Origin of the sequence: Methylocystis sp. SC2 (assembly GCF_000304315.1) — a bacterium.
Taxonomy (GTDB): domain Bacteria; phylum Pseudomonadota; class Alphaproteobacteria; order Rhizobiales; family Beijerinckiaceae; genus Methylocystis.
Genome location: NC_018485.1, coordinates 1,619,400 through 1,644,054, shown reverse-complemented (window position 1 = coordinate 1,644,054; position 24,655 = coordinate 1,619,400). Strand labels below are relative to the sequence as shown.

At 62.3% G+C, this 24,655-nt stretch carries 21 protein-coding genes and 1 tRNA gene; 13 read left to right on the top strand and 9 right to left on the bottom strand.

Annotation, left to right across the window (positions count from 1 at the left end; all coding sequences use genetic code 11):
• Nucleotides 1-106: 106 nt before the first annotated feature.
• The 3 genes from BN69_RS07845 (at nt 107) to BN69_RS07835 (ending at nt 3,447) form a co-directional block, all read left to right on the top strand.
• The gene (locus BN69_RS07845; protein ID WP_014891051.1) at nt 107-1,567 is read left to right on the top strand and encodes a circularly permuted type 2 ATP-grasp protein; all 1,461 of its coding nucleotides are present in this window, start codon (nt 107-109) and stop codon (nt 1,565-1,567) included.
• A 79-nt stretch (nt 1,568-1,646) separates the two neighbouring features.
• A complete protein-coding gene (locus BN69_RS07840; RefSeq protein ID WP_014891050.1) occupies nt 1,647-2,594 on the top strand; it encodes an alpha-E domain-containing protein in 948 nt (315 codons plus the stop codon).
• 10 nt (nt 2,595-2,604) lie between these two features.
• Nucleotides 2,605-3,447, top strand: a complete 843-nt coding sequence (locus BN69_RS07835) for a transglutaminase family protein (RefSeq protein WP_014891049.1) — start codon at nt 2,605-2,607, stop codon at nt 3,445-3,447.
• A gap of 6 nt (nt 3,448-3,453) precedes the next feature.
• On the opposite strand, the gene BN69_RS07830 is transcribed toward BN69_RS07835, so the two are convergent.
• The gene (locus tag BN69_RS07830; protein WP_014891048.1) at nt 3,454-3,912 is read right to left on the bottom strand and encodes a transposase; all 459 of its coding nucleotides are present in this window, start codon (nt 3,910-3,912) and stop codon (nt 3,454-3,456) included.
• 418 nt (nt 3,913-4,330) lie between these two features.
• Between BN69_RS07830 and BN69_RS07825 the strand changes: the two genes are divergently transcribed.
• Nucleotides 4,331-4,405 (top strand) — tRNA-Thr (locus BN69_RS07825).
• A gap of 1,383 nt (nt 4,406-5,788) precedes the next feature.
• On the opposite strand, the gene BN69_RS07815 is transcribed toward BN69_RS07825, so the two are convergent.
• Both BN69_RS07815 and BN69_RS07810 read right to left on the bottom strand, forming a co-directional pair.
• On the bottom strand, nt 5,789-6,610 hold the full coding sequence (locus BN69_RS07815; RefSeq protein ID WP_041926859.1) for a hypothetical protein: 822 nt from the start codon (nt 6,608-6,610) through the stop codon (nt 5,789-5,791).
• A gap of 385 nt (nt 6,611-6,995) precedes the next feature.
• Nucleotides 6,996-7,208 carry a hypothetical protein gene (locus BN69_RS07810; RefSeq protein ID WP_244435064.1) on the bottom strand — a complete coding sequence of 71 codons (213 nt, stop codon included), beginning with the start codon at nt 7,206-7,208 and terminating at the stop codon, nt 6,996-6,998.
• Nucleotides 7,209-7,651: 443 nt separating this feature from the next.
• Between BN69_RS07810 and BN69_RS19430 the strand changes: the two genes are divergently transcribed.
• Nucleotides 7,652-7,828, top strand: coding sequence for a hypothetical protein (locus BN69_RS19430; protein WP_158491301.1), 177 nt, complete (start codon nt 7,652-7,654; stop codon nt 7,826-7,828).
• Here the strand turns inward: BN69_RS19430 and BN69_RS07805 are convergent.
• Nucleotides 7,825-8,115 (bottom strand): hypothetical protein, encoded by a 291-nt coding sequence (locus BN69_RS07805; RefSeq protein WP_014891044.1) that lies wholly within the window; start codon nt 8,113-8,115, stop codon nt 7,825-7,827. The two genes, BN69_RS19430 and BN69_RS07805, sit on opposite strands and share 4 nt — an antisense overlap.
• A 338-nt stretch (nt 8,116-8,453) precedes the next feature.
• On the opposite strand from BN69_RS07805, the gene BN69_RS07800 reads away from it, so the two are divergent.
• From BN69_RS07800 to BN69_RS07780, 5 genes are read left to right on the top strand one after another with little or no spacing between them, the layout of a single operon-like run.
• Nucleotides 8,454-9,386: a polyprenyl synthetase family protein gene (locus BN69_RS07800; RefSeq protein WP_041926858.1), complete on the top strand. Its 933-nt coding sequence runs from the start codon at nt 8,454-8,456 to the stop codon at nt 9,384-9,386.
• 12 nt (nt 9,387-9,398) lie between these two features.
• Nucleotides 9,399-10,115 (top strand): DUF1345 domain-containing protein, encoded by a 717-nt coding sequence (locus BN69_RS07795; protein WP_014891042.1) that lies wholly within the window; start codon nt 9,399-9,401, stop codon nt 10,113-10,115.
• 7 nt (nt 10,116-10,122) lie between these two features.
• A complete protein-coding gene (locus BN69_RS07790; RefSeq protein WP_014891041.1) occupies nt 10,123-11,430 on the top strand; it encodes an MFS transporter in 1,308 nt (435 codons plus the stop codon).
• Nucleotides 11,431-11,463: 33 nt separating this feature from the next.
• The gene (locus BN69_RS07785; RefSeq protein WP_014891040.1) at nt 11,464-11,658 is read left to right on the top strand and encodes a type II toxin-antitoxin system HicA family toxin; all 195 of its coding nucleotides are present in this window, start codon (nt 11,464-11,466) and stop codon (nt 11,656-11,658) included.
• A complete protein-coding gene (locus BN69_RS07780; protein ID WP_014891039.1) occupies nt 11,658-11,864 on the top strand; it encodes a type II toxin-antitoxin system HicB family antitoxin in 207 nt (68 codons plus the stop codon). The genes BN69_RS07785 and BN69_RS07780 overlap by 1 nt, the downstream gene beginning before the upstream one ends.
• A gap of 21 nt (nt 11,865-11,885) precedes the next feature.
• Here BN69_RS07780 and BN69_RS19125 read toward each other — a convergent pair whose 3' ends face one another.
• The 3 genes from BN69_RS19125 to dnaG form a co-directional block, all read right to left on the bottom strand.
• Entirely contained in the window at nt 11,886-12,614 is a 729-nt protein-coding gene (locus BN69_RS19125) for a hypothetical protein (RefSeq protein ID WP_014891038.1), read from the bottom strand.
• A gap of 4 nt (nt 12,615-12,618) precedes the next feature.
• Entirely contained in the window at nt 12,619-14,634 is a 2,016-nt protein-coding gene (gene rpoD, locus BN69_RS07775; protein ID WP_014891037.1) for an RNA polymerase sigma factor RpoD, read from the bottom strand.
• Between the two features lie 200 nt (nt 14,635-14,834).
• Nucleotides 14,835-16,739 carry a DNA primase gene (gene dnaG, locus BN69_RS07770; protein WP_014891036.1) on the bottom strand — a complete coding sequence of 635 codons (1,905 nt, stop codon included), beginning with the start codon at nt 16,737-16,739 and terminating at the stop codon, nt 14,835-14,837.
• A gap of 124 nt (nt 16,740-16,863) precedes the next feature.
• Here dnaG and BN69_RS07765 point away from each other — a divergent pair, with 124 nt between their 5' ends.
• Nucleotides 16,864-17,070 (top strand): BrnA antitoxin family protein, encoded by a 207-nt coding sequence (locus BN69_RS07765; protein WP_014891035.1) that lies wholly within the window; start codon nt 16,864-16,866, stop codon nt 17,068-17,070.
• A gap of 27 nt (nt 17,071-17,097) precedes the next feature.
• Here BN69_RS07765 and BN69_RS07760 read toward each other — a convergent pair whose 3' ends face one another.
• On the bottom strand, nt 17,098-19,524 hold the full coding sequence (locus BN69_RS07760) for a TonB-dependent receptor (protein WP_014891034.1): 2,427 nt from the start codon (nt 19,522-19,524) through the stop codon (nt 17,098-17,100).
• A 122-nt stretch (nt 19,525-19,646) separates the two neighbouring features.
• On the bottom strand, nt 19,647-20,114 hold the full coding sequence (gene nikR / locus BN69_RS07755) for a nickel-responsive transcriptional regulator NikR (protein ID WP_014891033.1): 468 nt from the start codon (nt 20,112-20,114) through the stop codon (nt 19,647-19,649).
• A 792-nt stretch (nt 20,115-20,906) separates the two neighbouring features.
• Here nikR and BN69_RS07750 point away from each other — a divergent pair.
• Nucleotides 20,907-23,174 (top strand): TOMM precursor leader peptide-binding protein, encoded by a 2,268-nt coding sequence (locus tag BN69_RS07750; protein ID WP_014891031.1) that lies wholly within the window; start codon nt 20,907-20,909, stop codon nt 23,172-23,174.
• Between the two features lies 1 nt (nt 23,175).
• Nucleotides 23,176-24,612: a SagB/ThcOx family dehydrogenase gene (locus BN69_RS07745; protein WP_014891030.1), complete on the top strand. Its 1,437-nt coding sequence runs from the start codon at nt 23,176-23,178 to the stop codon at nt 24,610-24,612.
• Nucleotides 24,613-24,655 lie beyond the last annotated feature (43 nt).

Sequence of the window (24,655 nt, the reverse complement as noted above, 5' to 3'; positions counted from 1 at the left end):
GTGACAGATTTTCGCAGCCGCTATTGGCGCAGTCCTTGCTTTGAACTGTAAAAAAGGCCGCCAGCCATGGGAAAACAAGGGGCGGCCGCCAGAGGGAGTTCTTGCAATGGACTCACGCATAACGCAGTTCGATGAACTGGCTGGAGCGGACGGCCGCACCCGGGCTCCTTATCGCAAGCTTTCGCAGTGGCTCGCGGAGACCCCGCCCGAACTCCTGGCCTCGCGGCGCGAGCAAGCGGAGCTGCTTTTTCGGCGCATCGGCATCACCTTCGCGGTCTATGGCGCGCAGGAGGCCACCGAGCGCCTCATTCCCTTCGATATCCTGCCGCGCATACTCGCCCGCAGCGAATGGGCGACCCTCGAAAAAGGTCTGATCCAGCGCGTCGCCGCGCTCAACGCTTTTCTTGCCGACATCTATGGCGCCGGCGAGATCCTAAGGGCTGGAATCGTTCCTGCCGATCTCGTCTATCGCAACCCCGCCTATTGCCCCGATATGGCGGGCCGCCGCGTGCCCTACGACATCTTCGTGCATATCGCCGGCGTCGACATCGTGCGCACCGACGATCAGGGCTTCTTCGTTCTCGAAGACAATGCCCGAACCCCTTCCGGCGTCTCCTATATGCTCGAGAACCGCGAAGTGATGATGCGGCTCTTTCCCGAACTCTTCGCGCTACATCGCGTCGCGCCGATCGAGAACTATCCCGACGAACTGCTGGCGACCTTGCGCTCGGTCGCCCCGCCGCGCGCCAACGGCGATCCAACGATCGTCCTGATGACGCCCGGCCAGTACAATTCGGCCTTCTACGAACACTCGTTTCTCGCCGATAAGCTTGGCGTCGAGCTTGTCGAGGGCCGCGATCTCTTCGTGCGCGACGACGTCGTCTATATGCGCACGACCGAGGGCCCGCGCCGCGTCGACGTCATCTACCGGCGCATTGACGACGACTTCCTCGACCCGCTGTGCTTCCGGCCGGATTCGGCGCTCGGCGTCGCCGGGTTGATGGGCGCCTATCATGCAGGCAATGTGACGCTGGCGAATGCAGTGGGCGCCGGCGCCGCCGACGACAAGGCGATGTATACCTACATGCCTGATATTATTCGATTTTATTTGGGCGAAGCGCCGCTCCTGCAGAATGTTCCGACCTTCCGCTGCCGCGAAACCGAAGCGCTGACCTACGTCCTCGACCATCTCGATGAGCTCGTCGTCAAGGAAGTGAACGGCTCCGGCGGCTACGGCATGCTCGTGGGACCGCATGCGGCTAAGGCGCAGATCGAGGAGTTTCGCGCAAAGCTTAAGGCGCATCCGCAGAATTTCATCGCTCAGCCGACGCTGGCGCTCTCGACATGCCCGATCGCCATGGCGACCGGCGTCGCCCCGCGCCACGTCGATCTGCGGCCCTTCGTGCTGCAGGGGGCCAATGGCGCCCGCGTCGTGCCGGGCGGTCTGACCCGGGTCGCGATGACCGAAAAGTCGCTCGTCGTGAATTCGAGCCAGGGCGGCGGCACCAAGGACACCTGGGTGATCGACGACGCCTGGGTCGCCGAGCAGACGATGGGCCAAGCGTGACGAGACCCGTGACGAGACGCTCGCATATGCCGCAACGACCACCGATGATCGCCAAAGCGACTCATAAACGGACGTGCTGATGCTTTCCCGCACCGCCGACAATCTGTACTGGCTCGCCCGCTACATGGAGCGCGCCGACTTTCTGGCGCGCGCCATTCAGGCGTCGCGACGCCTCGCCGCGCTGCCGAAGGCCTATGGCGGCGAGGAAACCGAGTGGGAAAGCGTGCTGCTGTCGTCGGGCGCGGCGCTGGCCTTCGACGCCTCCGGACGTCCGGTCGATGAAGCCAATGTCATCGAATTTCTCACCTTCGCGCCGGAAAATCCAGGATCGATCCGCAACTGCCTGGAGCAGGCGCGCGCCAACGCCCGCGCTGTGCGCACGGCGCTGACCATCGAAATGTGGGAATCGATCAACGACGCCTATCTGGAAATGCGCGCGCTGGAATCGCGCGGCGTCGTCCCTTGCGCGCAGGAGCTGGCGCGCTTTCTCGAGGTCATTAAGCAGACGTCGCTGACCTATGACGGCGGCGCCTATCGCACCATGCTGCGCAACGACGCCTATTGGTTTTCGCGCGTCGGGCTGTTTATCGAACGCGCCGACAACACGGCGCGTTTGCTCGACGTCAAATATCATGTGCTGCTGCCCGAGAAGGAGATCGTCGGCGGTTCGCTCGACTATTTCCAATGGTCGGCCATTCTGCGCGCCGTATCGGCGCATACCGCCTATCACTGGGTCTATCGCACGAGCATGAAGCCTTGGCTCGTCGCCGATCTGCTGATCCTCAGACCGGAGATGCCGCGCTCGCTGATTTCCTGCTATGAGTCGATCGTGCGCAATCTCGACTATCTTGCTCGCGCCCACGGGCGCCAGGGGGTGTCGCAGCGTCACGCCCGCGGCGTCTATGGCAGGCTGGAAAAGCTGAACATGGAGAGCGTCTTCCAGGGCGGTCTGCATGAATTCGTGCAGTCCTTCATCACCGAAAACAACAGACTGGCCGCGCTCATCTCCGAGCAATATCTCTTCTGAGCGACATCAGATGCGCATCCGCATAAGGCACGAAACGACCTATCGCTACGCGGAGCCGCCGCGAATGGCCGTGCAGCATCTTCGCCTGTCGCCGCGCAATCACGATGGGCAGCATGTCGTCGACTGGCGCATCGACGTCGATCGCGATTGCCGACTGGTGCAGTCGGAAGACGCGTTCGGCAATATGCTTCACCGCTTCTCTGTCGATGGGCCGATCGACTCGATCTCCACCGTGGTCGAAGGAGAGGTGACGACCTTCGACATGACCGGAGTCGTGTCGGGCGCGGTCGAGCGCTTTTTGCCGATCCTTTACCTGCGCGAGACGCCGCTGACGACGCCGAGCGCGGCGATCGACGATTTCGCACGCGCCACGACATCGAAGGAAAGCGGAACGCTCGCGAAGCTTCACGCGCTGCTTGGCGCAATTCACGAGTCGTTCGCATTCGACGCCGCCGCCACGCATTCGGCGACGACGGCGGCGCAATGTTTCGAGCAGCGAAGGGGCGTCTGCCAGGATTTTTCGCATCTCTTCATCGCCTGCGCGCGCGGGGTCGGCGCGCCGGCGCGCTATGTGAGCGGCTATTTTCTCGGCGGCGATGGCGAGGATCAGGTCGCCGGGCACGCCTGGGCCGAGGCCTATGTCGAGGATCTCGGCTGGGTGGCCTTCGATCCCACCCATGGCGTCGCGCCGCAAGAGCGTCACGTGCGCGTCGCCGTCGCGCTCGACTATCTGGGCGCGGCGCCGATCCGCGGCGCGCACTCGGGCGGCGCGGGCGAAACGCTGGACGTCAAAGTGCGTGTGGCGCGGGCGGCGGCTTTCAGCCAGTCGCAGTCGCAGTCGCAATCGCAGTAGCTGGTCTCAGACTCCGACCAATTCGCCGACCGCGGCGCGCGGGTGCCCGTCGGCGTCGTTTCGCGCGTGCTCGGGCGCGCCAATGTCATCGCGCGGCGCGAAGCGCAGCCCGTATTTGTCATATTGGAAATCGCATTTGCCGTTGTCGCTGAGCGCGGCCACGACGCGCGGCCAGACGTGCTTCCTGTCCCAGCGATGATAGCGCGTATAGGCCGTGTACCATTTGCCGAACTGCGGCGGCAGGCTGCGCCACGGCGAGCCGGTGCGAAAAATCCAAAACACCGCTTCGAGAAAAAGCCGATTGTCGCGGCCTCTACAGCCTGGGTCGCCTTGTTTTCCAGGAAGGACGGGTGCGACGGCCTGCCAATGTTCGTCAGAAAGATAATTCTCAATCAATTGATCCTCCGTCGCGGCGCGTGCGACGTCGACCCGGGCGGACGCGCCTTCGATGTGAAGGGCCGACATGATCGATCGATATTTCTATCCTAGGTTGTATTTTTCAACAACACAACCTGTTTTCGTCGGGCTCGTCCGGCGAAGGCGTTCGTTCGGCCGTGGCCTGGGCTGGACGCCAGGGCTCCGAATCCGGGTTAGCGAGGGGTCATCTCACGGCGTCATGGCCGCGCTTGTCGCGGCGATCCACGCGATGACGCGAGGCAAATGCGAGGATGTGAGCCGAACGCGCCGTGTCGGCGCGGAGCGTTTAGCGGTTGACCGGCGGGACGCCGGGCACAACGCCGGGATGACGGCTGAGAGTCAGCCGGAATTAACTCGATTTCGAAGCCATGGGCTGGACACGTGCGCGCTTGCGACTTGCGCGCCCCTGTGGCACACAGGCCCCGAACGCGTCGGACGCGATTTCAGGCGTTCGGGGCGATCAAGCGCTGCAGTAGCTCAGTGGTAGAGCACTCCCTTGGTAAGGGAGAGGTCGAGAGTTCAATCCTCTCTTGCAGCACCAGCCGCTCAGATACTTATCAAAATATGTGGCCTGTCCCTCAAGGGCCCAGTCACCACATGTCACCGGCGGAAACCGGTTAGATTCAGGCTCCGAGCTAGGATTTTTCGGGATTGACTCTCATAAATCAGTGAAATTGGTAGGCAAATACTTTTGCCTCGTGTTTACGAGAGACAAGGCTATTTGATTGGAACGTTCCCCAACACCTGAGAGACTAGTGAGAGCCCACCGCATGTGCGATATGGCGCGCTCAGGCGATAGTTTGGCGGACCGCAATGGCTGAGGGAACCTGCAAACTCACGGGCGCAAAGGGTCGGTTTGTCAAATCTCATTTGATCCCCAAAGCATTAACGAGACCTGAGGAACCGGGGCTTCCCCTCATCCAAGAGGGGCGCGGCGAGCGCCCAATACGACGTTGGGATAGCTGGTATGACGACAAGCTTGTTACGCGGTCAGGAGAAGAAATCCTGACGGACTTGGACACGTGGGCAATTGCCACGCTCCGCCAGCGAAAGCTTCTTTGGAGTGGCTGGGGCCCGATGCAAGTCTTGGCGACGAACGATCACAAGCGTTTGCCAAACGGGATGTGGGGCCTCCGCGAGGTCAAGGGGATTGACGCTACCCGAGCACGACTATTCTTCTTGAGCCTGCTGTGGAGAGCAGCGGCCACAACCCGGCCGGAATTTTCGGAGGTCACACTACCATCGGAGGACCTTGAACTCCTGTGCAAATTGCTTGTGGAAGGCAAACCCGGGCAGCTAGCATTTTACCCAGCCATTTTGACGCAGCTTTCAACTCTCGGCCCTACACACAACCACTCGCCTATCGCGCAGACCAAGATAATTCCAACTCTCGGAACGCATTCCGAAAACTGCATCCCAATCTTTCGCTTCTATTTTGATGGTCTGATAGTCCATGTTCACCGGCATTCGACGGATGATGGCTATACTGAAAAGCTGGGGCCGAGCATCGTCGGTGCAGACAGGTTGCTGCATGTGTCCACGGTAACTTACGAAGCATCGTTTCAGAGAGAGAATTTGCATTACATACAAGCGGCAACCATCGCGCGGTGGCAGGACACGCTTAGGCGGATTTAGACCATGCGATAGTGCGAACCGTGCGGCAGTGAGTAGACCGCGACGGCCGACGCCGCGGGATTTAGTGAAATACGCTCTTTACGTTTTCACAATCTCGGCGGCGCGGAATATTGCGAGGGTGGCCTTGAACGCATCAACTGGGTTTGTGAAGACCGGCCCACGGGAGAATTGCTAAAGCGGGTGAGTCGGCAATCGTCGCCGCATAACGGCAATCCCTGGCGGGTGACACAGGCGCAAGCAAAAGTAGGCCCCCTCAGCCCAAACACCTCGCTCATCAGCCGCCGCACTCCTACTCTTGATCACCCCGGGGCCGATCAAAGGTCGCGAGCCACCTCAAATACGTGATGCCCCCACTGATAAGAGCGATGGCGAGGTCAATGTGCGGTTGGTGGGGCTCCGGCTGCCCCTGCTCGTGTCGATAGAAATGACACGCTTCGATCCACTCCTTGAAGGATGACACCCACTTCAGCGCAGCGCGCCTCTCTGCCCCCTCTTCTGACCTGTCCGTAACAAGGGGCGCGAGATGCGTTTGAGCCTCCCCGCCACCAAGCCTGTGGGCGCGCGAAAACATCAATTTGAAGAGTGCTTCGACAGCGTCGAATGACGCCCTGATAGCCTGCTTTCCGTCTGGCGGGTCTTTGTTCAGCTCGGGTTGTATGCGCTTGAACGACGCAATCACATTGCCATATCGAGGGTCATCTAATCCCCTAATGGTCGATTGGACCGCGCGCTCGAACTCTACATCAACCGCGAAGTGGACTACGCCCTGTTCGTCTACACGATAGCCAACGTTTTCTTCCCGAAAGATTGTGGCGACTTCAATAAGGAACTTTCGATCACGGGATACAAGGAAAGCGATGGTGATTGCGTCGAGAACGTCGCGCAGGTCCGCGTCACTTAAGTAACGGCTCCAAACCGGCTCACCGTGCCAATCCCTCGGGACCTCCACACCTAGGCGCTTGGTAATCCACGAGGCGATCTGTTGCTCGTTTACGGCCGGCCAGACTTCCACGAGCCGCCGCCGCATCCGTGCACTGTCGCGGGTCGGCGGGCCATGCTCCAAATAAAGCCGGGAAAAAAGCCGCGCCTGATCCCCTTCGATGAATGTCATCCCCGCTCCCGGTAAAAGTCCGCTGTATATGTTCGGCAGATGGCGAACGGCATATCCCTTTGCAAGATGAGCGACGCTTGAGTTTCGGAGCTATTCACAGCAATGCTTCCCGGTCCTTGATCTCTGAGCCGCAAAACTGCTATACAAACGCAATCCGCCACGCTGGGATCAGTAACAAAATCAAACGATTGAGGGCTATGTGCTGGAGTTCAATCCTCTCTTGCAGCACCAGCTCAATAATTTGTCTGTCAGTTCGCACTAGACGCGCGGCCGCCAAAAGCGGCGTCGTCTTCTCCACGCCGTAAAAGCCCGCCGGAGAGGTCCGGCAGGCTTTTTGACGTTATTGAGCGGACGGACGGCGACGCGGGGCGCGCCGCGGGAGGTCTTAAGAGAGGATCGAGTTCAAGCGAGAGAAGGCTTTAGAGCTGTAGTCTCGAAAGGGAAGGCTTTCGAAGAAGTCCTCGACGCCCTTGGGATTCTGGCCCCAGGCGATCAGGAAACCCGCCGCCGCCAAAAGCAGCAGGGACAGCAACCCCGACGAGAGGCCGGCGAGAACCCCAACCGCCAGAACGATTCCAATCTTGGTCCTGTTGCTCATCGCCATTGCTCCGTCTCCTGATTGCGCCTCGTCTGCGCCTATCACTTAGATCAACATGGTTAATGAACAATGAGCGCGCAAGCTCGCCTGCGTCTGCGCGCAGCGCATCGGCGGGTCTTTCACGCGCAAGCGCCCCGCGTATGGCGCGTCTGCGCCATTCCTTACCCGCGCCACTCTTCGTCGGCTTTCGCAGCCTGCAACGCTGCAGGGGTCGACGGCGCCCATTCGGACCGGCGTCCCTCCGCTAACGCGAAGTTGAGGGAAGAATCTCAGCCGGAGTAATAGCCGACGATCGCGGCGCCGAGAAAGAAACCAATCGCCCCTAGAATCATCAGTTTGGTTAAGCCCTTTGGCATGAACTCTCTCCCGGCGGCGCCGCTCGCCTCAAATTAGCGGCCGCACCTCCAAGATCAAGAAGGCGGCGCCTGGAGCGTGGCGATCGCGTGGGCCGAAAAGAAAAACCGCAGGCGCTCGCCTGCGGTTTAAAACAATTTGGCGCGCTCTTAGAGCAGGTTCCGAAAAAGTTGACAGACTTTTTCGAGGAGAACCTGCTCCAACGCTTTGATTTTGAGCGCTTCCTTATCGATCACATGATTCCATGTGATCGGGAAGCGCTCTAGTAGTTATAGAAAGCGACGCAGACGCGGTTGCCGTAATAGTCCCAGCCCCATTTCGCGCAGCGCCGCGGCGGAGCGGTCGCCGCGCCGATAACGGCGCCGCTGGCCGCGCCGATCGCCGCGCCGGCCAGCGTGCCGCCGGCGCGTCCGCCGGACGCGAGCGCGCCGATGCCCGCGCCGCCAAGTCCGCCGATCACCGCGCCGCCCGCCGCGCGTTCACCGGGCGTGTTGCACGCCGCAAGCGGCGCGGCCGCCATGAGGGCGGTCGTCAGCAGCAGAACTTTCTTCATGCGTTTCTCCTAGGGTGAGGCTGGATCGTCCGCATCCAGGCGAAGCGGCGCCGGATCAGTCCGTTCGATGCGCGCCGCGAGAGTCTGCAACGACGCCGCGGCCGACGACCGCTTGGGAATGCCGCAAGCCGCATTGGCGTCACGCAGAGTTTAATAAAAGCGGTCTGCGAAGACTGTCGCAAAAATACAACATCGCGCGACATTCGGGCGCGCGCGGCTTAGGAAAAGACCGAAACGCGACGCGTTTTCGCCTTAAAGGAGCGCGCAGGGCGCCCTTGGGATTGGACCGTAAATTTGCTAGCAGCCATTGTCGTTTGCTTTTTAAGGACATCGCTCTCATGGATGCAGCCGCATGCGCCGAGGAATTTAGACGCCGTCTCGACGCCGCCGCCGACGCCGCGGAATCCGCGCTCGACGCGCTGCTCGCGGCTGCGCCGCTGCCCGGCGAGATTCGCCGTCCCGCGCGCCTGCTCGAGGCGATGCGCTATTCATCGCTCGGCGGCGGCAAGCGGCTGCGGCCCTTTCTCGTCATCGAAGCTGCGCGGCTCTTTGGCGTCGTCGGCGACGCGGCGCTGCGCACCGCCTGCGCGCTTGAAATGATTCATTGCTATTCGCTCGTCCATGACGATCTGCCGGCGATGGACGATGACGATCTGCGCCGCGGCCGGCCGACGACTCATAAGGCCTTCGACGAGGCGACGGCGATCCTCGCGGGCGACGGGCTGCTGACCTACGCGTTCGACGTCGTCGCCGATCCGCAGACGCACGCCGACGCCGGCGTGCGCGCGGCGCTGGTGCTCGCCATGGCGCGCGCGGCGGGGCTCGGCGGGATGGTCGGGGGACAGGCGCTCGACCTTGCCGCTGAAACGGCGGCGACGCCGCTCACGCTCGAAGCGACCTTGCAGATGCAGGCGATGAAGACGGGCGCTCTGTTACGCTTCGCCGTCGACGCCGGAGGCATCCTCGGCGGCGCTTCTGCGTCGCAGGCGCGCGCGCTGACGCGCTATGGCGAAGCGCTCGGCGCCGCGTTTCAAATCGCCGACGACATTCTTGACGCGGAGGGCGACAGCGCCGCGCTCGGCAAGCGCGCCGGCAAAGACGCCGAACGCGGCAAGGCGACTCTTGTCGGTCTTCTCGGTCTCGACGCCGCGCGCGCGAGACGGGACGCGCTGGTCGCAGAAGCGACGGCGGCGCTGCGTGAAACAGGACTGGGGGAGGCGACCGGCGTTCTGGCAGAGGCCGCCCGTTTCGTCGCCGCGCGGCGCAACTGAGGAATCGCGCCGATGCCCGGACAAGGACTGTCCAAGACCCGTCGGCGCGCCTCGGCCATTTTGGCGCCCTTTCGCATCGTCCGCGCGCGCCCGCAGCTCTTTCTCAGTTTCGCTTTCGGCGTCGTCGTCGGATTTCTTCTGCCGCAGGCGATGCAGCTGGTCGCACGCGCGCTCGTCGCATGGAACGCCGTCGCGCTCTGCTATTTCGTTCTCGTCTACCTGCTCATCGCCCGCGCCACGCACGATACAATCCGCGAACGCGCCCAGCATCTCGACGAGGGCCGCTTCGTCATGCTGTTGCTTACGACCGCGATCGCCACCGCCTCCTTCGGAGCCGTCGTCGTCGAGCTGGGTTCGGTGAAGTCAATGGAAGGCTGGGAAAGGGGCGCAGCCGTTGCGCTCACCATCATCACGGTGCTGAACTCCTGGCTGTTCCTGCACCTAACCTTCGCCTTTCACTATGCGCATGAATTTTACTTCGAGGAAGAGCATGATCCGGACGAGCCGCCGACGGCGCGCGGCGGACTGCATTTCCCCAACACCAGGATGCCGCAATATATCGACTTCCTGTATTTTTCCTTCGTCATCGGCGTCGCCTTTCAGACGGCCGACATAGAAACCTGCTCGTCGCAGATGAGACTGCTGGTCGCGACGCATGGCATCGTCGCGTTTTTTTACAACACCACGATCCTTGCGCTCATGGTGAACGTCGCCAGCCAGTTGGTGTGAAGGACATATGAAGGAAGACGCGGCGGCGATCGACGTCAAAACCGAAGCGGCGCGGCTGCGCGCGATTTTGATCGGCTCGATCGGCAATCTCGTCGAATGGTACGACTTTTATGTCTATTCGGCTTTTTCGCTTTATTTCGCCGACTCCTTTTTTCCTGGCGAAGACCCTCTCGCGCGGATGATGTCGGCCTCCGGCGTTTTTGCGCTTGGTTTCTTCATGCGGCCGATCGGCGCCTATGTCTTCGGACGGATCGGGGACGGGCGCGGCCGGCGCGCCGCGCTGATGCTCTCGGTGCTGCTGATGTGTCTGGGTTCGCTCCTCATCGCGCTCGCGCCGACCTATGCGACGATCGGCGTCGGCGCGCCGGCGATGCTGCTCGTCGCGCGCCTCGTTCAGGGCGTCAGCCTTGGCGGCGAATATGGATCGAGCGCGACCTATCTCGCCGAGATGGCGCATGCCCAGCGCCGCGGTTTCTATTCGAGCTTTCAATGTGTGACGATGATCGCCGGCCAGCTGCTGGCGCTTTGCGTGCTGCTCATCTTGCAGAATGTCGCGCTCGACGCTCAGGCGCTGCGCGATTGGGGCTGGCGCATCCCTTTCGCCCTCGGCGCGCTGCTCGCGATCGTGGCGCTCTATATGCGCCGCGACCTAGTCGAGACGCCCGCCTTCGAGGCGTCGCGCGCCGAACCGCGACGTGGATCGCTGAGCGCGCTCCTCGCGCATAAGCGCGAGACGGCGACGGTCGTTGGACTGACGCTCGGCGGCACCATCGCCTTCTATGTCTATACGACCTACATGCAGAAATTCCTGAAGCTCTCCGCCGGATTGAGCGATGCGCAGACGACGTGGATTGCGGCCGGCTCGCTTCTCTTCGCGCTCTGTCTGCAACCGATCTACGGCGCCTTGTCGGACCGCGTCGGCCGCCGGCCGATGCTCATCGCCTTCGGCGTGCTGGGAACGATTTTCACCGCGCCGCTGCTGACCGCCATTCAGAATGCGCGCGACGCATGGATCGCCTTCGCGCTCATCTGCTGCGCGTGGCTGATCGTCGCGCTCTATACGTCGATCAACGCCGTCGTGAAGGCCGAACTCTTTCCCGCGGCGATCCGCGTCACCGGCGTCGCGCTGCCTTATGCGGCGACGGTGTCGCTCTTTGGCGGCTCGGCGGAATATGTGGCGCTCTGGTTCAAGGCGCAGGGCCATGAGAGCGGGTTTTTCTACTACGCCAGCGCCGCGATTTTCATTTCGCTCATCGTCTATGCGACGATGCCGGATACGAAGAAGAATTCGCGGATCGAGCGGGAAGAGATATAATATGGCCTTTGGATACGCGGGCTTTTCAGCGTTATGAAAGTAAAGGACGTGATCCGTTTGCTGGAGGAGGACGGCTGGTTTTTGGCCGCCACAAGAGGCAGCCATCGCCAGTTCAAACATCCGACCAAGGCGGGTCGAGCAACCGTCGCGGGCAAGCTTTCAGACGATATTTCCCCGGGAACGCTGAACAGCATTCTTAAACAGGCAGGTCTGAAGGAGAAGCAGTGATGCGTTACGCAGTCGTGATCGAAAAGGCGGGCGATAATTATTCGGCCTATGTGCCGGACTTGCCGGGCTGCATCGCGACAGGAGCGACCATCTCCGACGTGGAGCAGGAACTCCGAGAAGCGATCCGATTCCATATTGAGGGGCTGGAATCCGACGGCTTACCCGTGCCCCCGCCTAGCGCCGTTGCGGAATATGTCGAGGCGTAAGGCGCTTTGGTCGGCGAATCGTTAGCCGGAGTCGATGCAAAAGCCCTGATCAAGGATACAAATTCGCTTGATCCAATTCGGTTGTGAGACTTGTTTTCGCGCTGTGCTTACTGCGGAACATGCAAGACGCTCAAACCACTCCCTCGTCCCGCCCTCGAAATATCCCACAGCAAGCACGAGAAGCGTGCACTCGGGTTCACATTTTTTCTTAAATTTGTTCACCAAAGCTTGAACGAGACCGTTGAAATGTGCAGGGTCCCTTTCCACTGTTGAAACCATCCGGCGCTCTTGCGATAGCTTCCCGTTCGACTCTGTGAGTGGTCCCCATCCCACTATTCCCTCGCGATTAAGAATTTCAGTTTCGCGGCGGTGCAAATGACCCCCATGCTTGGTTGGGACATTGGCGTCGAGAAAGCGCCAATCTGCATACGCTGTCGTCATTTGGAGATTTTCAGTCTCGCCGGAATAGTAAAGGCGAATGTCGGCCCCTGGATGCCCATGCGGCGCGATTATGAAACGCGCAGAGTCACTTACGTTCATGTGATTAGCGTAATAGATAAGGGGTATTAATTCCTTGTTTCTGAGCGCGATCCAATCAGGACTCCCCGTTATGGGAGCCCGCAACTCGTTGCTGAGTGCAAGATTGTTCAGACGTTTTTCATGCAAATCAGCTTCGAACGCTTTGAGTTCGCCAAGTAAATGAGGCGTCTCCCGCAGAAATGGGAAGACAATTCCGGAAGCTGGCGTCACCGCGTCAATTATCCAAAAAGCTCCGTAGCTTCCGGCTGCGGCTCGGATGCTTCAGCTTCCGCAGCGCCTTCGCCTCGATTTGGCGGATGCGCTCGCGCGTCACCGAGAACTGCTGGCCGACTTCTTCCAGCGTGTGGTCGGTGTTCATGCCGATGCCGAAGCGCATGCGCAATACGCGCTCCTCGCGCGGCGTCAGCGAGGAGAGCACGCGCGTCGTCGTCTCGCGCAGATTCGACTGGATCGCCGCCTCGATCGGCAGCACGGCGTTCTTGTCTTCGATGAAATCCCCAAGATGCGAATCTTCCTCGTCGCCGATCGGCGTTTCGAGCGAGATCGGCTCCTTGGCGATTTTGAGCACCTTGCGCACTTTCTCGAGCGGCATGGCGAGCTTTTCGGAAAGCTCTTCCGGAGTCGGCTCGCGTCCGATCTCATGCAGCATCTGACGCGAGGTGCGCACGATCTTGTTGATCGTCTCGATCATATGCACGGGAATGCGGATGGTGCGCGCCTGGTCGGCGATCGAGCGGGTGATCGCCTGGCGAATCCACCATGTGGCGTAGGTCGAGAATTTATAGCCGCGGCGATATTCGAATTTGTCGACGGCCTTCATCAGACCGATGTTGCCTTCCTGGATGAGATCGAGGAATTGCAGGCCGCGGTTGGTGTATTTCTTGGCGATGGAGATCACGAGACGCAGATTCGCCTCGACCATTTCCTTTTTCGCCTGCCGGGCTTCGCGCTCGCCCTTCTGCACCATATGCACGATTTTGCGGAACTCGGAGATTTCCAGCCCCGTCTCGGTCGCAAGCGCGTGAATTTCGGTTCGCAGATCCTTGATGCGATCCTTGTCCGCGGCGACGAATTCTCTCCAGCCCTTGGAGCCGAGCTTGGCGACGCGCATGACCCATTTGGGATCGAGCTCCGAGCCGTGGAACTTGTCGATGAAGTCTTCGCGCATCACGCCGTGGCTGTCGGCGAGCCGCAGGAGCTTCGTCTCATAGCCGATGAGTCGCTTGTTGATGTCGTAGAGCTGCTCGACCAGCGCTTCGATGCGGTTCTGGTTCAGCGACAGCGATTTGACGTCGGCGACGATTTCCTTCTTGAGCGTCTTGTATTTGCGCTCCTGAGCGGGGGTCAGGGTCTCGTTCTTGAGCTTGTTCTCGACGTTCTGGTCCTGAAGTCGGCGCAGCTTCTTATAGGCGTCGGCGATGCGCGCGAAGGTTTCGAGAACTTTCGGCTTCAGTTCCAATTCCATCGCCGAAAGCGACACGGAATTTTCCATGTCGTCTTCTTCCTCGAATGTTTCTTCGGCGGGCGGGACGTCCTCCTGCAGCCCGGCGGGCGGGGTGCGCGGCGCCGTCGCCGGCGCCAGGTCGGCGGCGGGCGCCGGCTCAGCGGATTTCGCCGCCTTGCCCTCGGGCCCGGCGTAGGTCGCCTCGAGATCGATGATGTCGCGCAGCAGGACCTTGCCCGCTTCCAATTCCTCGCGCCAAATGATAATCGCCTGGAAGGTCAATGGGCTTTCGCAGAGTCCGGCGATCATCGCCTCGCGCCCGGCCTCGATGCGCTTGGCGATGGCGATTTCGCCTTCTCGCGACAGAAGTTCGACCGAGCCCATCTCGCGCAGATACATGCGCACGGGGTCGTCGGTGCGATCGGCGGGTTCCGACGTGCGCGTCGCCACCGCCGTCGCGCGCGGGCTCTCGACGAGTTCGCCGCCTTCCGGCTCTTCTTCCTCGGGGTTTTGTTCGTCGGCCTCGACGTCGTCCGGATCGTCGCCTTCAGAGACGGTGATGCCCATTTCCGAGAGCATCGCATAGACGTCCTCGATCTGATCCGACGACACTTCCTCGGACGGCAGCACCGCGTTCAGCTCGGCATAGGTCACAAAACCGCGTTTTTTCGCGAGCTTGATCATCCGCTTGACGGCGGCGTCGTTGAGATCGAGAAGCGGTCCGTCGGAAGCCTCCGTCGCCGCTACGGTTTCGTTCTCGACCTTAGTTTCGTCTTTCTTCGCCATCCACAAGCTCCAAACGCCTCGCCCCGGATCGGCTCCCCGAACCAGGCAAGGCGCAAGTTTTCCAAAAATAGCCAGAGAGGCCGGCCCTCTCTACGCCACGGCGCGGCAAGCGGACGAAAAAAGCCCGGCCGACCGCACCAAACCCTCGCACCGCCTGCTAGCGGCGCGCTTCCCGTCCCCTCTTCACCCCGGCGCTGGCTTCACAAGTTCCGCGACGGTCGGCCGGAAAGCGATCCATATCCTTCCACCGCTGCTTCTGCGCCATCTAGCGCCGACAACTGAGTCTGAATATCCTTCAGCCGCGCATTATTACGCTCGTTCGGGTTCTCGGCTAGCAGAGCTTGCACTGCGCGCAACTCTCTATTTAACGCCAATGATCTGCGATGCAAGGCGAAAGCCTGCCGCAGGCTCTCGCCGGCGTCCGCCGCCGCAGCCTCGGGGCGCACGCTCCACAGCGTCGAATGGGCGGCCATCGCCTCGAGCCGGGCGACCGTCCGCGCAAGTCCCAGCGACTCCAAGAACGGGTGCAGCTCATGTTTATCGTCCGCGCGCCCCTCCGCGAATCGCAAGAGCGCGTCGCGCAAGTCGCGCGCGTCGGCGGACTCGAGATCGAGCGTGGCCAGATCCTCCGCGCGGGAGTCGATGAGATCTGGATGATTTATCAGAATCAGAAGGATGAGCGCCTCGCGCGGCGCAATCCCGGATTTGACGCCGCGAAACAGCGGCGAATTCGCCAAGCCTGGACCGATGGTTAAAGGGCCCTCGTCGGAAGCGCGGCGGCGACCGCCCGCGCCGCGCCGCCCGACGTCGGGGCGTCGAAACTGGCCGCGCCGGTCGCGGCCGAAGAGGCGGTCCAGCCGTTGCGCCAGCTCCTGCAGGTAATGTCGTCGCAGATCGTCATCGCCGATCTGACCGACAATCTCGCGCAGCCGCCGTTCGAGCGCGGCGCGGCGCTCGGGCGTGTCGAGCGTCGCCGCGTCGGTCTCGCGCATCCACAGAAGATCGACGAGCGGCAGCGGGTGGTTCAGAGCGTCCGCGAGCGCCTCCGCCCCGCTTGAGCGCAGCAGTTCGTCAGGATCCTGGCCGTCCGGCAGAAGGACGAATCGCAGCGAGCGCCCGGGGCCAATCAACGGCAACGCCGTATCGACCGCCCGAAAGGCCGCCTTCAACCCCGCCTTGTCGCCGTCGAAGCAGAGGATCGGCTCCTCGGCCAGGAGCCAGAGCAGGGCGCATTGCTCCGGCGTCAGCGCGGTGCCCAGGGGGGCGACGGCGTTGGGGAAGCCCGCGGCGGCCAGCGCAATGACGTCGACATAGCCCTCGACGGCGATCACCGCGCCGGTCTCATGCGCCGCCTGGCGGGCGTTATGCAGATTGTAGAGCGTCGCGCCCTTGTGAAAGAGCGGCGTCTCGGGGGAGTTCAGATATTTCGCCTGTGCGTCAGCCTCCAGGGCGCGTCCGCCAAAGGCGATGACCCGCCCGGCGCGGTCGCAGATCGGAAACATCACCCGATTGCGGAAACGATCGAAAGGAACGGCGATATCCTCGCCATGGACGAGCAGGCCCGCCTCGATCATCGTTTCGACGCTTGCGCCTTTGGCGGCGAGGTGATCGCGCAGCGCATGACGCTCGGGCGGCGCAAAACCCAGACGGAATTTTTCGCGCGCGGATAAGGAAATCTGGCGGCGGTCGAGATAGGCGCGCGCTTCGCGCCCCGCGGCGCCGGCGAGCTGCTTTTCGAAAAAGACCGCCGCCGCTTCCAGCGCCTCGCCAAGCGTCGCGCGCCGTCGGTCCTGTTCCTGCTGCTCTTTGGTTTCGACGGGCAGGGGGAGCCCCGCGAGCGCCGCCAGTCTTTCCACCGCCTCGGGGAAGGAGAGCCCCTCCGTCTCCATGACAAAATCGAATATGTTGCCGTTTTTGCCCGCGGAAAAGTCGAACCAGCGCATCTTCTGGTCGTTGACGTAAAAGGAGGGGGTCTTCTCGGCGTTGAACGGCGATAGGCCGCGCCACTCCCGGCCTTCCTTGCGAAGCTTGACCTTCTGGCGCACGACCTCGGAGACGGGCACGCGCGCCCGAATCTCTTCTAGGAAGGAAGGCGAAAAGCGCATAGGCTGTCCCTAGCACCACTTCTTCCTGGCCGGGAACAAATCCGCCGCGATGCCCATGATTCACAGGCTCAACCGTGCGCCGGATCTAAGCCGAGATACGCGCAGGATGAGGTTGCGACAGAAAATGAGCGATTTACAAATCGACGCCGGGGTGGCGCGAGATCCCGATTGGGCGGCGTTCGAGCCCATCGACTGGAGCCAGGCGGAAGTCGTCGTGCCGCCGAAAAAACAGGCGATTTCGATCCGCCTCGACCAAGACCTGATCGACTATTTCAAGTCGCAAGGCCCCGGCTATCAGCGGCGCATCAACGCCGTCCTGCGCAGCTTGTGACGCAGCGCAAAACGGGTTGAGCGCGGCTCAGTCCGGCACGACCCGCAGAGGCGCGGAAAAGTCCGGCAGCGAGTCAAAACTGATCGGACCGCCGAACGTCAGGCGTACCGCCGGCGGCTCGACCGGTTTGAAATGGCGGTCCATGACGCCGACCCCGCAAACCGCGCCGGGGGCGAGGCCGTTGACGCACTGCTGATAGAGCGCGTCGCTCGGCAGCAGCGACCCATAGGCGTAGGTGATCTGGTCGGAGCGCGAATTGAATATGTTGAACGCGTCGAGCTGAATGCGCCAGCCGTCCGCCCAGCGATAGCCAAGCCGCGCGTTGAAGGTGCCGGTGGCGGGAGAGGTGAAATAGCCGTCCGGCGTCAGGGGGCGCGTGCCGAAATAGCGATATTTCATGCCGGCGAACCAGCCCGTGGCCTCGCCGATTTCAAGCCCTCCCATCGCGACGATCGCCGGGGCGTTGAAGAGATAGTTGCCAGGGGCGTTGCCAAGGAAGGTCCCGTAAGGCAGCGTCTCCGCCGTCGTCAGTTCGGCATAGCTGAGCCACGCATTTTGATCGACGCCGCGGAAGCGCGTATTCACTAAGGCCACATTGCCGTCGAAGCTGATCCAGGACACCGGATGATAGTGATTGGCGATTTCGATGCCGTAGCGGCGGCTCGGGCGGCCGAATTCCGTCGTTCCGGCGTCGCCGACATATTGGTTTTCGGAATCTAAGTTGAGCCAGAACAGGCTCACGCTTGAGTCGAGTCCCTCGATGAATTTGGTGCGCCAGCCGATTTCCGCGCCGCGCGACTTCACGAGCAGCGGAATGCGCGCGGCGACCGAGAAACTGTCGAGGTCGAAGCCGTCGATGCCGCCGATTTCCGCGCTCGAGAAATTCTGCACTGTGCCGCGCGCGTCGGTCGAGTGGAACCCTTCGCCGAAATTCAGGAACATTTCAGTCGCATACCAGGGACCAAGAATGATCGACGCTTTGGGGCTGAAAATCGCCGCGTCCTTCTGGCCATTGTTGAAGGGACCGGTCCACAGGAAGACCGGCGTCCCTTCGCTGTTGAAGACTTTCGGCGCGTCCGCCAGCGTCTGAATCGAGTTGACGGCCGCCGAATAAAGGTCGACGCGCGCGCCGGCCACCGTTCGCAGCCATGGCGTCCAACTCACCGTCGTGTCGGTCCAAATGCCCACGCTGCCTTCGCCGACGTAGTCGTTGCGGATCGCATTATACATATTGCGGCGGAAGCTTTCCTGCAGGCCCAGGCGAATATCGTCATAGCGGCCCTGCAGCCCGAAGCGCGTCTGGACGGGAAGGCCGAAAGAATTCCAGGCGATGCCGTGCTGTGCGTTGACGCCGACGATCGTGCGCCGGTCGAACTGGCGGAACTGGTCGCCGATGTCGGGATGCGCGAGGAAATAGGTGAAGTTGTTGTAGAGCTCCAGAGTCGAGCGGATCGCATAGGCTTCGACGCGCGAGTAGTGATTGCCCTCTGTCTGACTCCAGCGGCCCGAAAGGGAGAAGCGCGTGGTGTCGCCGCCGTCGGTCGGGTCCGTCGTGCCCCATAGAGAAAGCAGGCCGGAATTCACGGCGCGCATGGGAATCTGATCGGTCGAATACCATCGGTTGGCGTAGGCCATCGCGGTGAGCGACATGCCGTCGCTCTGCGTGCCCCGCGTCCAGCGCAAGACGCCGTTGATCTTCTTTAATTCGTCGCCGCGCTCCCAGGGGCCGTTGTAGACGTTCATCTCGACGGCGCCATAGGCGTCGCCGCCATAGATGTCCTTGTAAGGCTGGATGGCGAAGCCGCGGCCATAACCGAAGCTGCCGCCGGTTCCGGAAAAATAGCCCTTGTCGATCTTATCGATGTATTGGATGTAGATCGAGCCGGCCGAAGAGAAGTCTCCGTCTTCGGCTGCATAGGGTCCTTTGTGCACCAGAATTGACGACAACAACTCGGGCATGAGGAAATTCGCGTCCGCGTATCCCTGTCCATGGCCATGGGTGCGCATATTGAGCGGCATGCCGTCGAGATAGAGCGCGAGGTCAGTGCCGTGATCGAGATTGAAGCCGCGCAGGAAATATTGATTGGCCTTGCCGTCGCCAGAGTGCTGCGAGACGATCAAGCCAGGCACGATTTCAAGCGATTCGCTAGGACGCGAATAAGGATAGGCCGTCACTTCCTCGCCGGTATAGAACTTGTCGCTGGACGACGTGAGCGGCGGCGGCTTTTGCGCCTCCGACACGGTGGGATCCTGAATGACTGGCGCGGGCTCGGGGCGAACTGGACCGCGCGTCGCCTGACCGCTCGAACGCGATGGCCGCGCCGTGCTGGCCGCCGGGCGGTGACCGCCGACATTGATCGTTGGCAGCGCGGTGAATTGCGCCTGCGCCTCCGCGCAAAACAGCGATATCGAGATGGCGACGGCGGATACGGAAGCGGCGTTTCTGCGGTTCATTCGACGTCACCAACATGCACGTATTGTGATTTTTTTTTAAAATTGTCTTACGCGATGCGTTGGGTCAATTGGCTCAAAGCAATTTGCCGTAAGCGTTGCCGAATTGCCACAGACGACGCGCTTTAGCTGGAATGGTGCGGGTGGCGTCCGGTCGTGTGACGATCGACGTGGGGCGTTTCGCCGTGCTCGAGATCCGCCGGCAAGACGACGAGCTGCCCGTATCGAACGCCGCGTTCGCCGATCACATGGCCGGCGAAGTGCTCGACATCCGTCTTCTGGCCCTTGAGCAGCGACACTTCGAGACAGGTCGCCTCATCGATGTGCACGTGCAGCGTCGCGATCGACATGTCGGCGTGAGAGTGATGGTCATGCATCAGTTTTTTCGACAGCTGCCGCGTCTCGTGGTCGTAGACGTAAACGAGCGCGGCCATGCAGGGGCGGGCGCTGTCATCGGCTTCGGGCGTTTTCAGCAGCCCTGCGCGGACGAGATCGCGAACGGCCTCGGAGCGATTTCGATGGCCGCCCGCCTCCATATACTGATCGAGCGCGCTCATCAGCTCTTCGTCGATCGTTATCGTTACGCGCTGCATATGACGGCTCCGGCTGTTCGCGCCTCCGCATGCGGGTCAACCCGGCAAGCGTCGAGCACGCGCGACCACTCGTTCATTACGCTAAGGCGCATAGGCCGCCAATAGCGGCGCTCCAATCCCCGCGGTGAACGTGGAAACATTCGGGTTCGCCTTTTACCGGATGAGTATTGACCCGCGCGCGAGGAGCGCTATTGTCTGCACCCGTGCGGTTTTTGAGATTTTTCGGGAGGAGTCTATGGCGCGCTCATCGGACAACCCACAGAACAAACATCGAGGCAAGAAAGCCCTCGGCGTGATGGGTGTATCTTTGTCGCTCGCAGGCGCTGCCTGCGTCGATAGTTCTCCCGCCGACGCTTCGACGGCTCCGACGACGAGCCGGACGCGCACGATCGACCTCCGCGAACAGGAAGTGTTCGACGTGGGGCTGAATTCTTTCCGCCTTTTCGACCGCGAAGAAGTCCCGGCCGTCAAGAATGAGCAGGTCGCCTGGTGGTGGGGTTGCCGCGGCTGCAGGGGCTGTGGCTGTCGTGGCTGCGGCTGTCGCGGCTGTGGCTGTCGCGGGTGCGGCTGCCGTGGTTGCGGGTGACGCGCCGCTGCACATTTGACGGCTGAATCGGTTCCGATAGGCCGTCGGCGCTTCGGCCGTGGGCCGATGCGGGGCGTGCAGCGACGTCGTGCGGAACATCAACAATGTTCCGCACGGGTCTGTAGGCTTTCGTTCGTCTCTCGGATTCCTGAATCGAACAATCTCGTCGCTCCTGGGGCGACGAGACGGGGGCGCGCGACAGCCAAATGACGATTGACGTATCTAAACCGCTTGCGCCGAAGCCGGTTTCACAAGAGCGGTTGGGCGACGGCCTTCGATTTTCGCCGAATTTTTCTGTCTATGTCCTGCCGCCTGACGCCGTCTGCCTCTATTCGGAGGACAGAAAGTTTTTCCTTCGTGGCGCGCTCTATTGCGCGCTGGCCGAGCGGATCGGCGCCGGAGAGGACGCCGACGCCATACGCCGGGCGCTGTCCGCCGAGTTTCCCCTCGACACCATCGACGAGGCGTTCAAGCGGCTGCTCGATCGCCGTTTCGTCGTCCCGACGCGCGCATCCGACGGCGTCGCGGCGGCCTATTGGGCGAGTCTCGGCCTGCCGCCCGACGTCGCCGCGAAAAATCTGCAAAAAGTCTCCGTTCAGATCGAAACCCTCGGGATCGGCGGCGCGCGGGCGCTAGAGGAGGCCTTGGGCGTTTACGGCGTCAAGGTCGTGAAGCGCGGCGGCGATCTGACCATCGCCCTGGTCAGCGATTATCTCGAAAGCCAGCTCGCGGAGTTCAACCGCCGGCGGCTCGAGAAAAAGCAGGACTGGATGCTGGTGCAGCCTTCCGGCGTTTTCCCGCTGGTCGGCCCGATCTTCAGCCCGGGCAAGAGCGCCTGCTGGAGATGCCTCGCCGATCGCATGAACTGGAATCGTCAAGTCAAGGCGTTCCTCGGCCGCAAGGAGGCGCGCTGCGTCGCCGTCTCGCCGCTAGGCGCCCAGCCGCTCGGGCTGAGCGGCGTCGGCCTCGCCGCCGCGGAGATCGCCAAGGCGATCGCCAGCGACTTCCGCACCGATCTGCACCAGCATATCGTGAGCCTGGATCTGATGGGCTCGACCGTCGCCCGCCATTATGTGCCGGCGCGGCCGCAATGCCCAAGCTGCGGCGATCCGGAAATCCGCGATCCCGCGCGAACGCCCACGCCCATCCCGCTGCATGCCGGCAGCGCGAGCGTCGTGACGAGCGGGGGCTACAGATCGGTCGCGCCGGGCGACACTCTTGCCCGCAATCGCAAGCATGTGAGCCCGCTGACCGGCGTCGTGTCGCATCTCGATCGGATCAAGAGCCAGCAGCCGCTCGACGCGAGCTTTGTCGCCAGACATAATTTTTCGCCGCGCCCCGAAACGGTCGACGCCCTTCAGGCCGGGCTGAGCGGAGACAGCTACGGCAAGGGCAGCGTCGCCGAACAGGGCGAAGCAAGCGCGCTGATGGAGGCGATCGAGCGTTACTGCGGGATTTTTCAGGGCGACGAAATCAGGACGGTTCGACGCTTTACGGATTTCCCGGCGGGCGAGGCGATCCTGCCCAACGACATCCTGCTCTACAGCGACGCGCAATATGAGCAGGGCGCGAAAAGCGGCGGCTGCGGCGAGGGCGCGCAGCGCTTCGATCCCGCCGCGGAGGCGGAGTGGTCGCCCGTGTGGTCGCTGCGCGACGAAACCTTCAAATACGTCCCCACCGGCCTTCTGTATTTCTTTCACGAGTCCGGCTGCGCCAATCAGATCAGCGCGGATTCGAACGGTTGCGCCGCGGGCAATACGATCGAGGAGGCCATCATTCAGGGTTTCCTCGAACTCGTTGAGCGGGACGCATATGCGATCTGGTGGTACAACCGGTTGCGTCGTCCGGAGATCGATCTCGACAAGCTAGGCGACAGCTATGTGCGCGATCTGCGCGCCGTTTTCGCCCGGATGGGCCGCGACGTCTGGGCGCTGGACGTGACGAGCGATCTTGGCATTCCCGTCGTCGTCGCCGTCGCCCATTGGATCGAGAACGGACGGGAGTTCATCGAAGTCGCGGCGGGAGCGCATTTCGATCCAAGGATCGCGACGCTGCGCGCCATGACCGAGCTCAACCAGTTTCTTGCCATCGAGAGCCTCGGCGGCCGCCCCGAGTTCGGGCCCGACGACGATTATGGAAGCGACCCTCTGCCGTTGCGCAAGCACGCCTATCTGCGGCCGCAGGGCAAGGCGTCGTTCGGACGGTCGCGCTTCAAGAATTTCGCCCAACTCGACGGCCGCGACCAGGTGCTGGCCTGCGTCAAGCTGGTCGCGCGGGCCGGGCACGATTTCCTCGTCCTCGATCAGACGCGTCCGGACATTGACGTGCCGGTGGTTCGGGTGATCGTTCCGGGACTGCGGCACTTCTACCGCCGCTTTGGCCCCGGCCGTCTCTACGACGTGCCCATCGCGCTGGGTCTGCGCAAGCGGCCCGTGCGCGAAGCCGACGTCAACCCCTTGTTCCCCCGCACCTGATTTGCCTAGCGAAACCTCCCAACCGCCCGCGCCGCCGGCAAGGCTCTTCGCGCGTCTTAGTCCTGGCGTCGCGTTGGAGCGCAGCGCCACGGGCGGCGTCTCCGCCCTTTTCGACGGTCGCGCCGTTGAGTTCGGAAAGTTTAGCGCCGATGTCATGGAGCGCGCCGCCGACTTCGAGACGGGCGTGGCGTTCGATGGCGAGCGGGACGGGGAGATGAGCGAACTCATCCGGAGGCTCGCGCTTTACGGACTCATTGAATATCGCCTGGCTCGCGCGCCGAGCGGTCCCGACCTCATCGTCATCGAGCCGCAGATGCGCGATTATGCGCCACGGATCATCGAGATCGACGAGGATCGCCCGCTGGCGCTGTCGCGATTCGCCTATATGCGGCGGCGGGGCGCCGATCTGGTGCTCGAATCGCCGCGCGCCATGGCGCTCTTCCGACTGTGCGACGCAAGCGTTGCAGCAATGATCGCGCGTCTGTCGGAGGCGCGTATGGTGAGAGAGTTTCGCGCCTTGGCCGACTTTCCGGGAACCGAGCTGCTGGCGCTGCTCCTCGATAGCCAGATCCTGTTCACGCCCGGTCCGGGCGCCGACAAAGCGCTGCGCGCCGCCGAAGGCGATAACGATCTCGTTCTATGGGACTTCCACGATCTGCTGTTCCACACCCGCAGCACCGATGGTCGGCACGCCAATCCCTCCGGCGGCCTCTACGCCCACGCGGACCTCGCGCCGCCGCCGCCCGCGGTGCGGCCGAGCTGGCCAGGGCCGGCGATCGACCTGAAGACGCTTGAGACGGCGCCGCCTTCGGCCTTTGCGACATTGCTGCGGCGCCGACGCTCGACCCGCGCCTTCGATGAGCGGCGCCCGATCACGCTGGCGGAGGTGGCGCGGCTCCTCGACGGCGCCGCAAGAATCATTTCGCGAGAGCAAGCGCCCGACGATGCGCCGGAGTTGGAGGTCGCCCCTCGTCCTTATCCGTCCGGCGGCGCGAGCTATGAATTGGAGCTCTATCTCGCCGTCGATCGATGTGAGGGCTTGGCGCGCGGCTTTTATCATTACGACGCCAGCCAGCACGCGCTTGTTTTGATCGAGACGAACGCGCATTGGCTCACGGCGATGCTGGAGGACGCGCAATTCGCCATGGGCGCTCCGGCGGTCCCGCAAGTCCTCGTGACCATCGCGGCGCGTTTCGGCCGCGTGTCCTGGAAATACAGCGGCTTCGCCTATGCGCTCGTTCTGAAGCATGTCGGCGTGCTGATGCAGACGCTCTATCTGATGGCCGCCGAGATGGAGATCGGCGCCTGCGCGATCGGCGTTGGCGACATCGACCTCTTCGCCAAAATGACGGGCCTCGCGTTTCACGTCGAAGGGTCGGTCGGCCAGATCGCGATCGGACGCGGCGTTCAAAGCGATTCAACGCCCGTCGCAGATTGACGGCGCGTCGCCGGCGCGACTGACAGCCGACGGTCAGGGATCG

Coding starts and splice junctions, on each gene's coding strand:
- BN69_RS07845 (WP_014891051.1), top strand. CDS start 107: ATGGACTCACGCATAACGCAGTTCGATGAACTGGCTGGAGCGGACGGC.
- BN69_RS07805 (WP_014891044.1), bottom strand. CDS start 8,115: ATGAAGAAAGTTCTGCTGCTGACGACCGCCCTCATGGCGGCCGCGCCG.
- BN69_RS07780 (WP_014891039.1), top strand. CDS start 11,658: ATGCGTTACGCAGTCGTGATCGAAAAGGCGGGCGATAATTATTCGGCC.
- BN69_RS07835 (WP_014891049.1), top strand. CDS start 2,605: ATGCGCATCCGCATAAGGCACGAAACGACCTATCGCTACGCGGAGCCG.
- BN69_RS07830 (WP_014891048.1), bottom strand. CDS start 3,912: ATGTCGGCCCTTCACATCGAAGGCGCGTCCGCCCGGGTCGACGTCGCA.
- BN69_RS07790 (WP_014891041.1), top strand. CDS start 10,123: ATGAAGGAAGACGCGGCGGCGATCGACGTCAAAACCGAAGCGGCGCGG.
- BN69_RS07800 (WP_041926858.1), top strand. CDS start 8,454: ATGGATGCAGCCGCATGCGCCGAGGAATTTAGACGCCGTCTCGACGCC.
- BN69_RS07750 (WP_014891031.1), top strand. CDS start 20,907: ATGACGATTGACGTATCTAAACCGCTTGCGCCGAAGCCGGTTTCACAA.
- nikR (WP_014891033.1), bottom strand. CDS start 20,114: ATGCAGCGCGTAACGATAACGATCGACGAAGAGCTGATGAGCGCGCTC.
- BN69_RS07810 (WP_244435064.1), bottom strand. CDS start 7,208: ATGAGCAACAGGACCAAGATTGGAATCGTTCTGGCGGTTGGGGTTCTC.
- BN69_RS07765 (WP_014891035.1), top strand. CDS start 16,864: ATGAGCGATTTACAAATCGACGCCGGGGTGGCGCGAGATCCCGATTGG.
- rpoD (WP_014891037.1), bottom strand. CDS start 14,634: ATGGCGAAGAAAGACGAAACTAAGGTCGAGAACGAAACCGTAGCGGCG.
- dnaG (WP_014891036.1), bottom strand. CDS start 16,739: ATGCGCTTTTCGCCTTCCTTCCTAGAAGAGATTCGGGCGCGCGTGCCC.
- BN69_RS07760 (WP_014891034.1), bottom strand. CDS start 19,524: ATGAACCGCAGAAACGCCGCTTCCGTATCCGCCGTCGCCATCTCGATA.
- BN69_RS07785 (WP_014891040.1), top strand. CDS start 11,464: ATGAAAGTAAAGGACGTGATCCGTTTGCTGGAGGAGGACGGCTGGTTT.
- BN69_RS07840 (WP_014891050.1), top strand. CDS start 1,647: ATGCTTTCCCGCACCGCCGACAATCTGTACTGGCTCGCCCGCTACATG.
- BN69_RS07795 (WP_014891042.1), top strand. CDS start 9,399: ATGCCCGGACAAGGACTGTCCAAGACCCGTCGGCGCGCCTCGGCCATT.
- BN69_RS07815 (WP_041926859.1), bottom strand. CDS start 6,610: ATGACATTCATCGAAGGGGATCAGGCGCGGCTTTTTTCCCGGCTTTAT.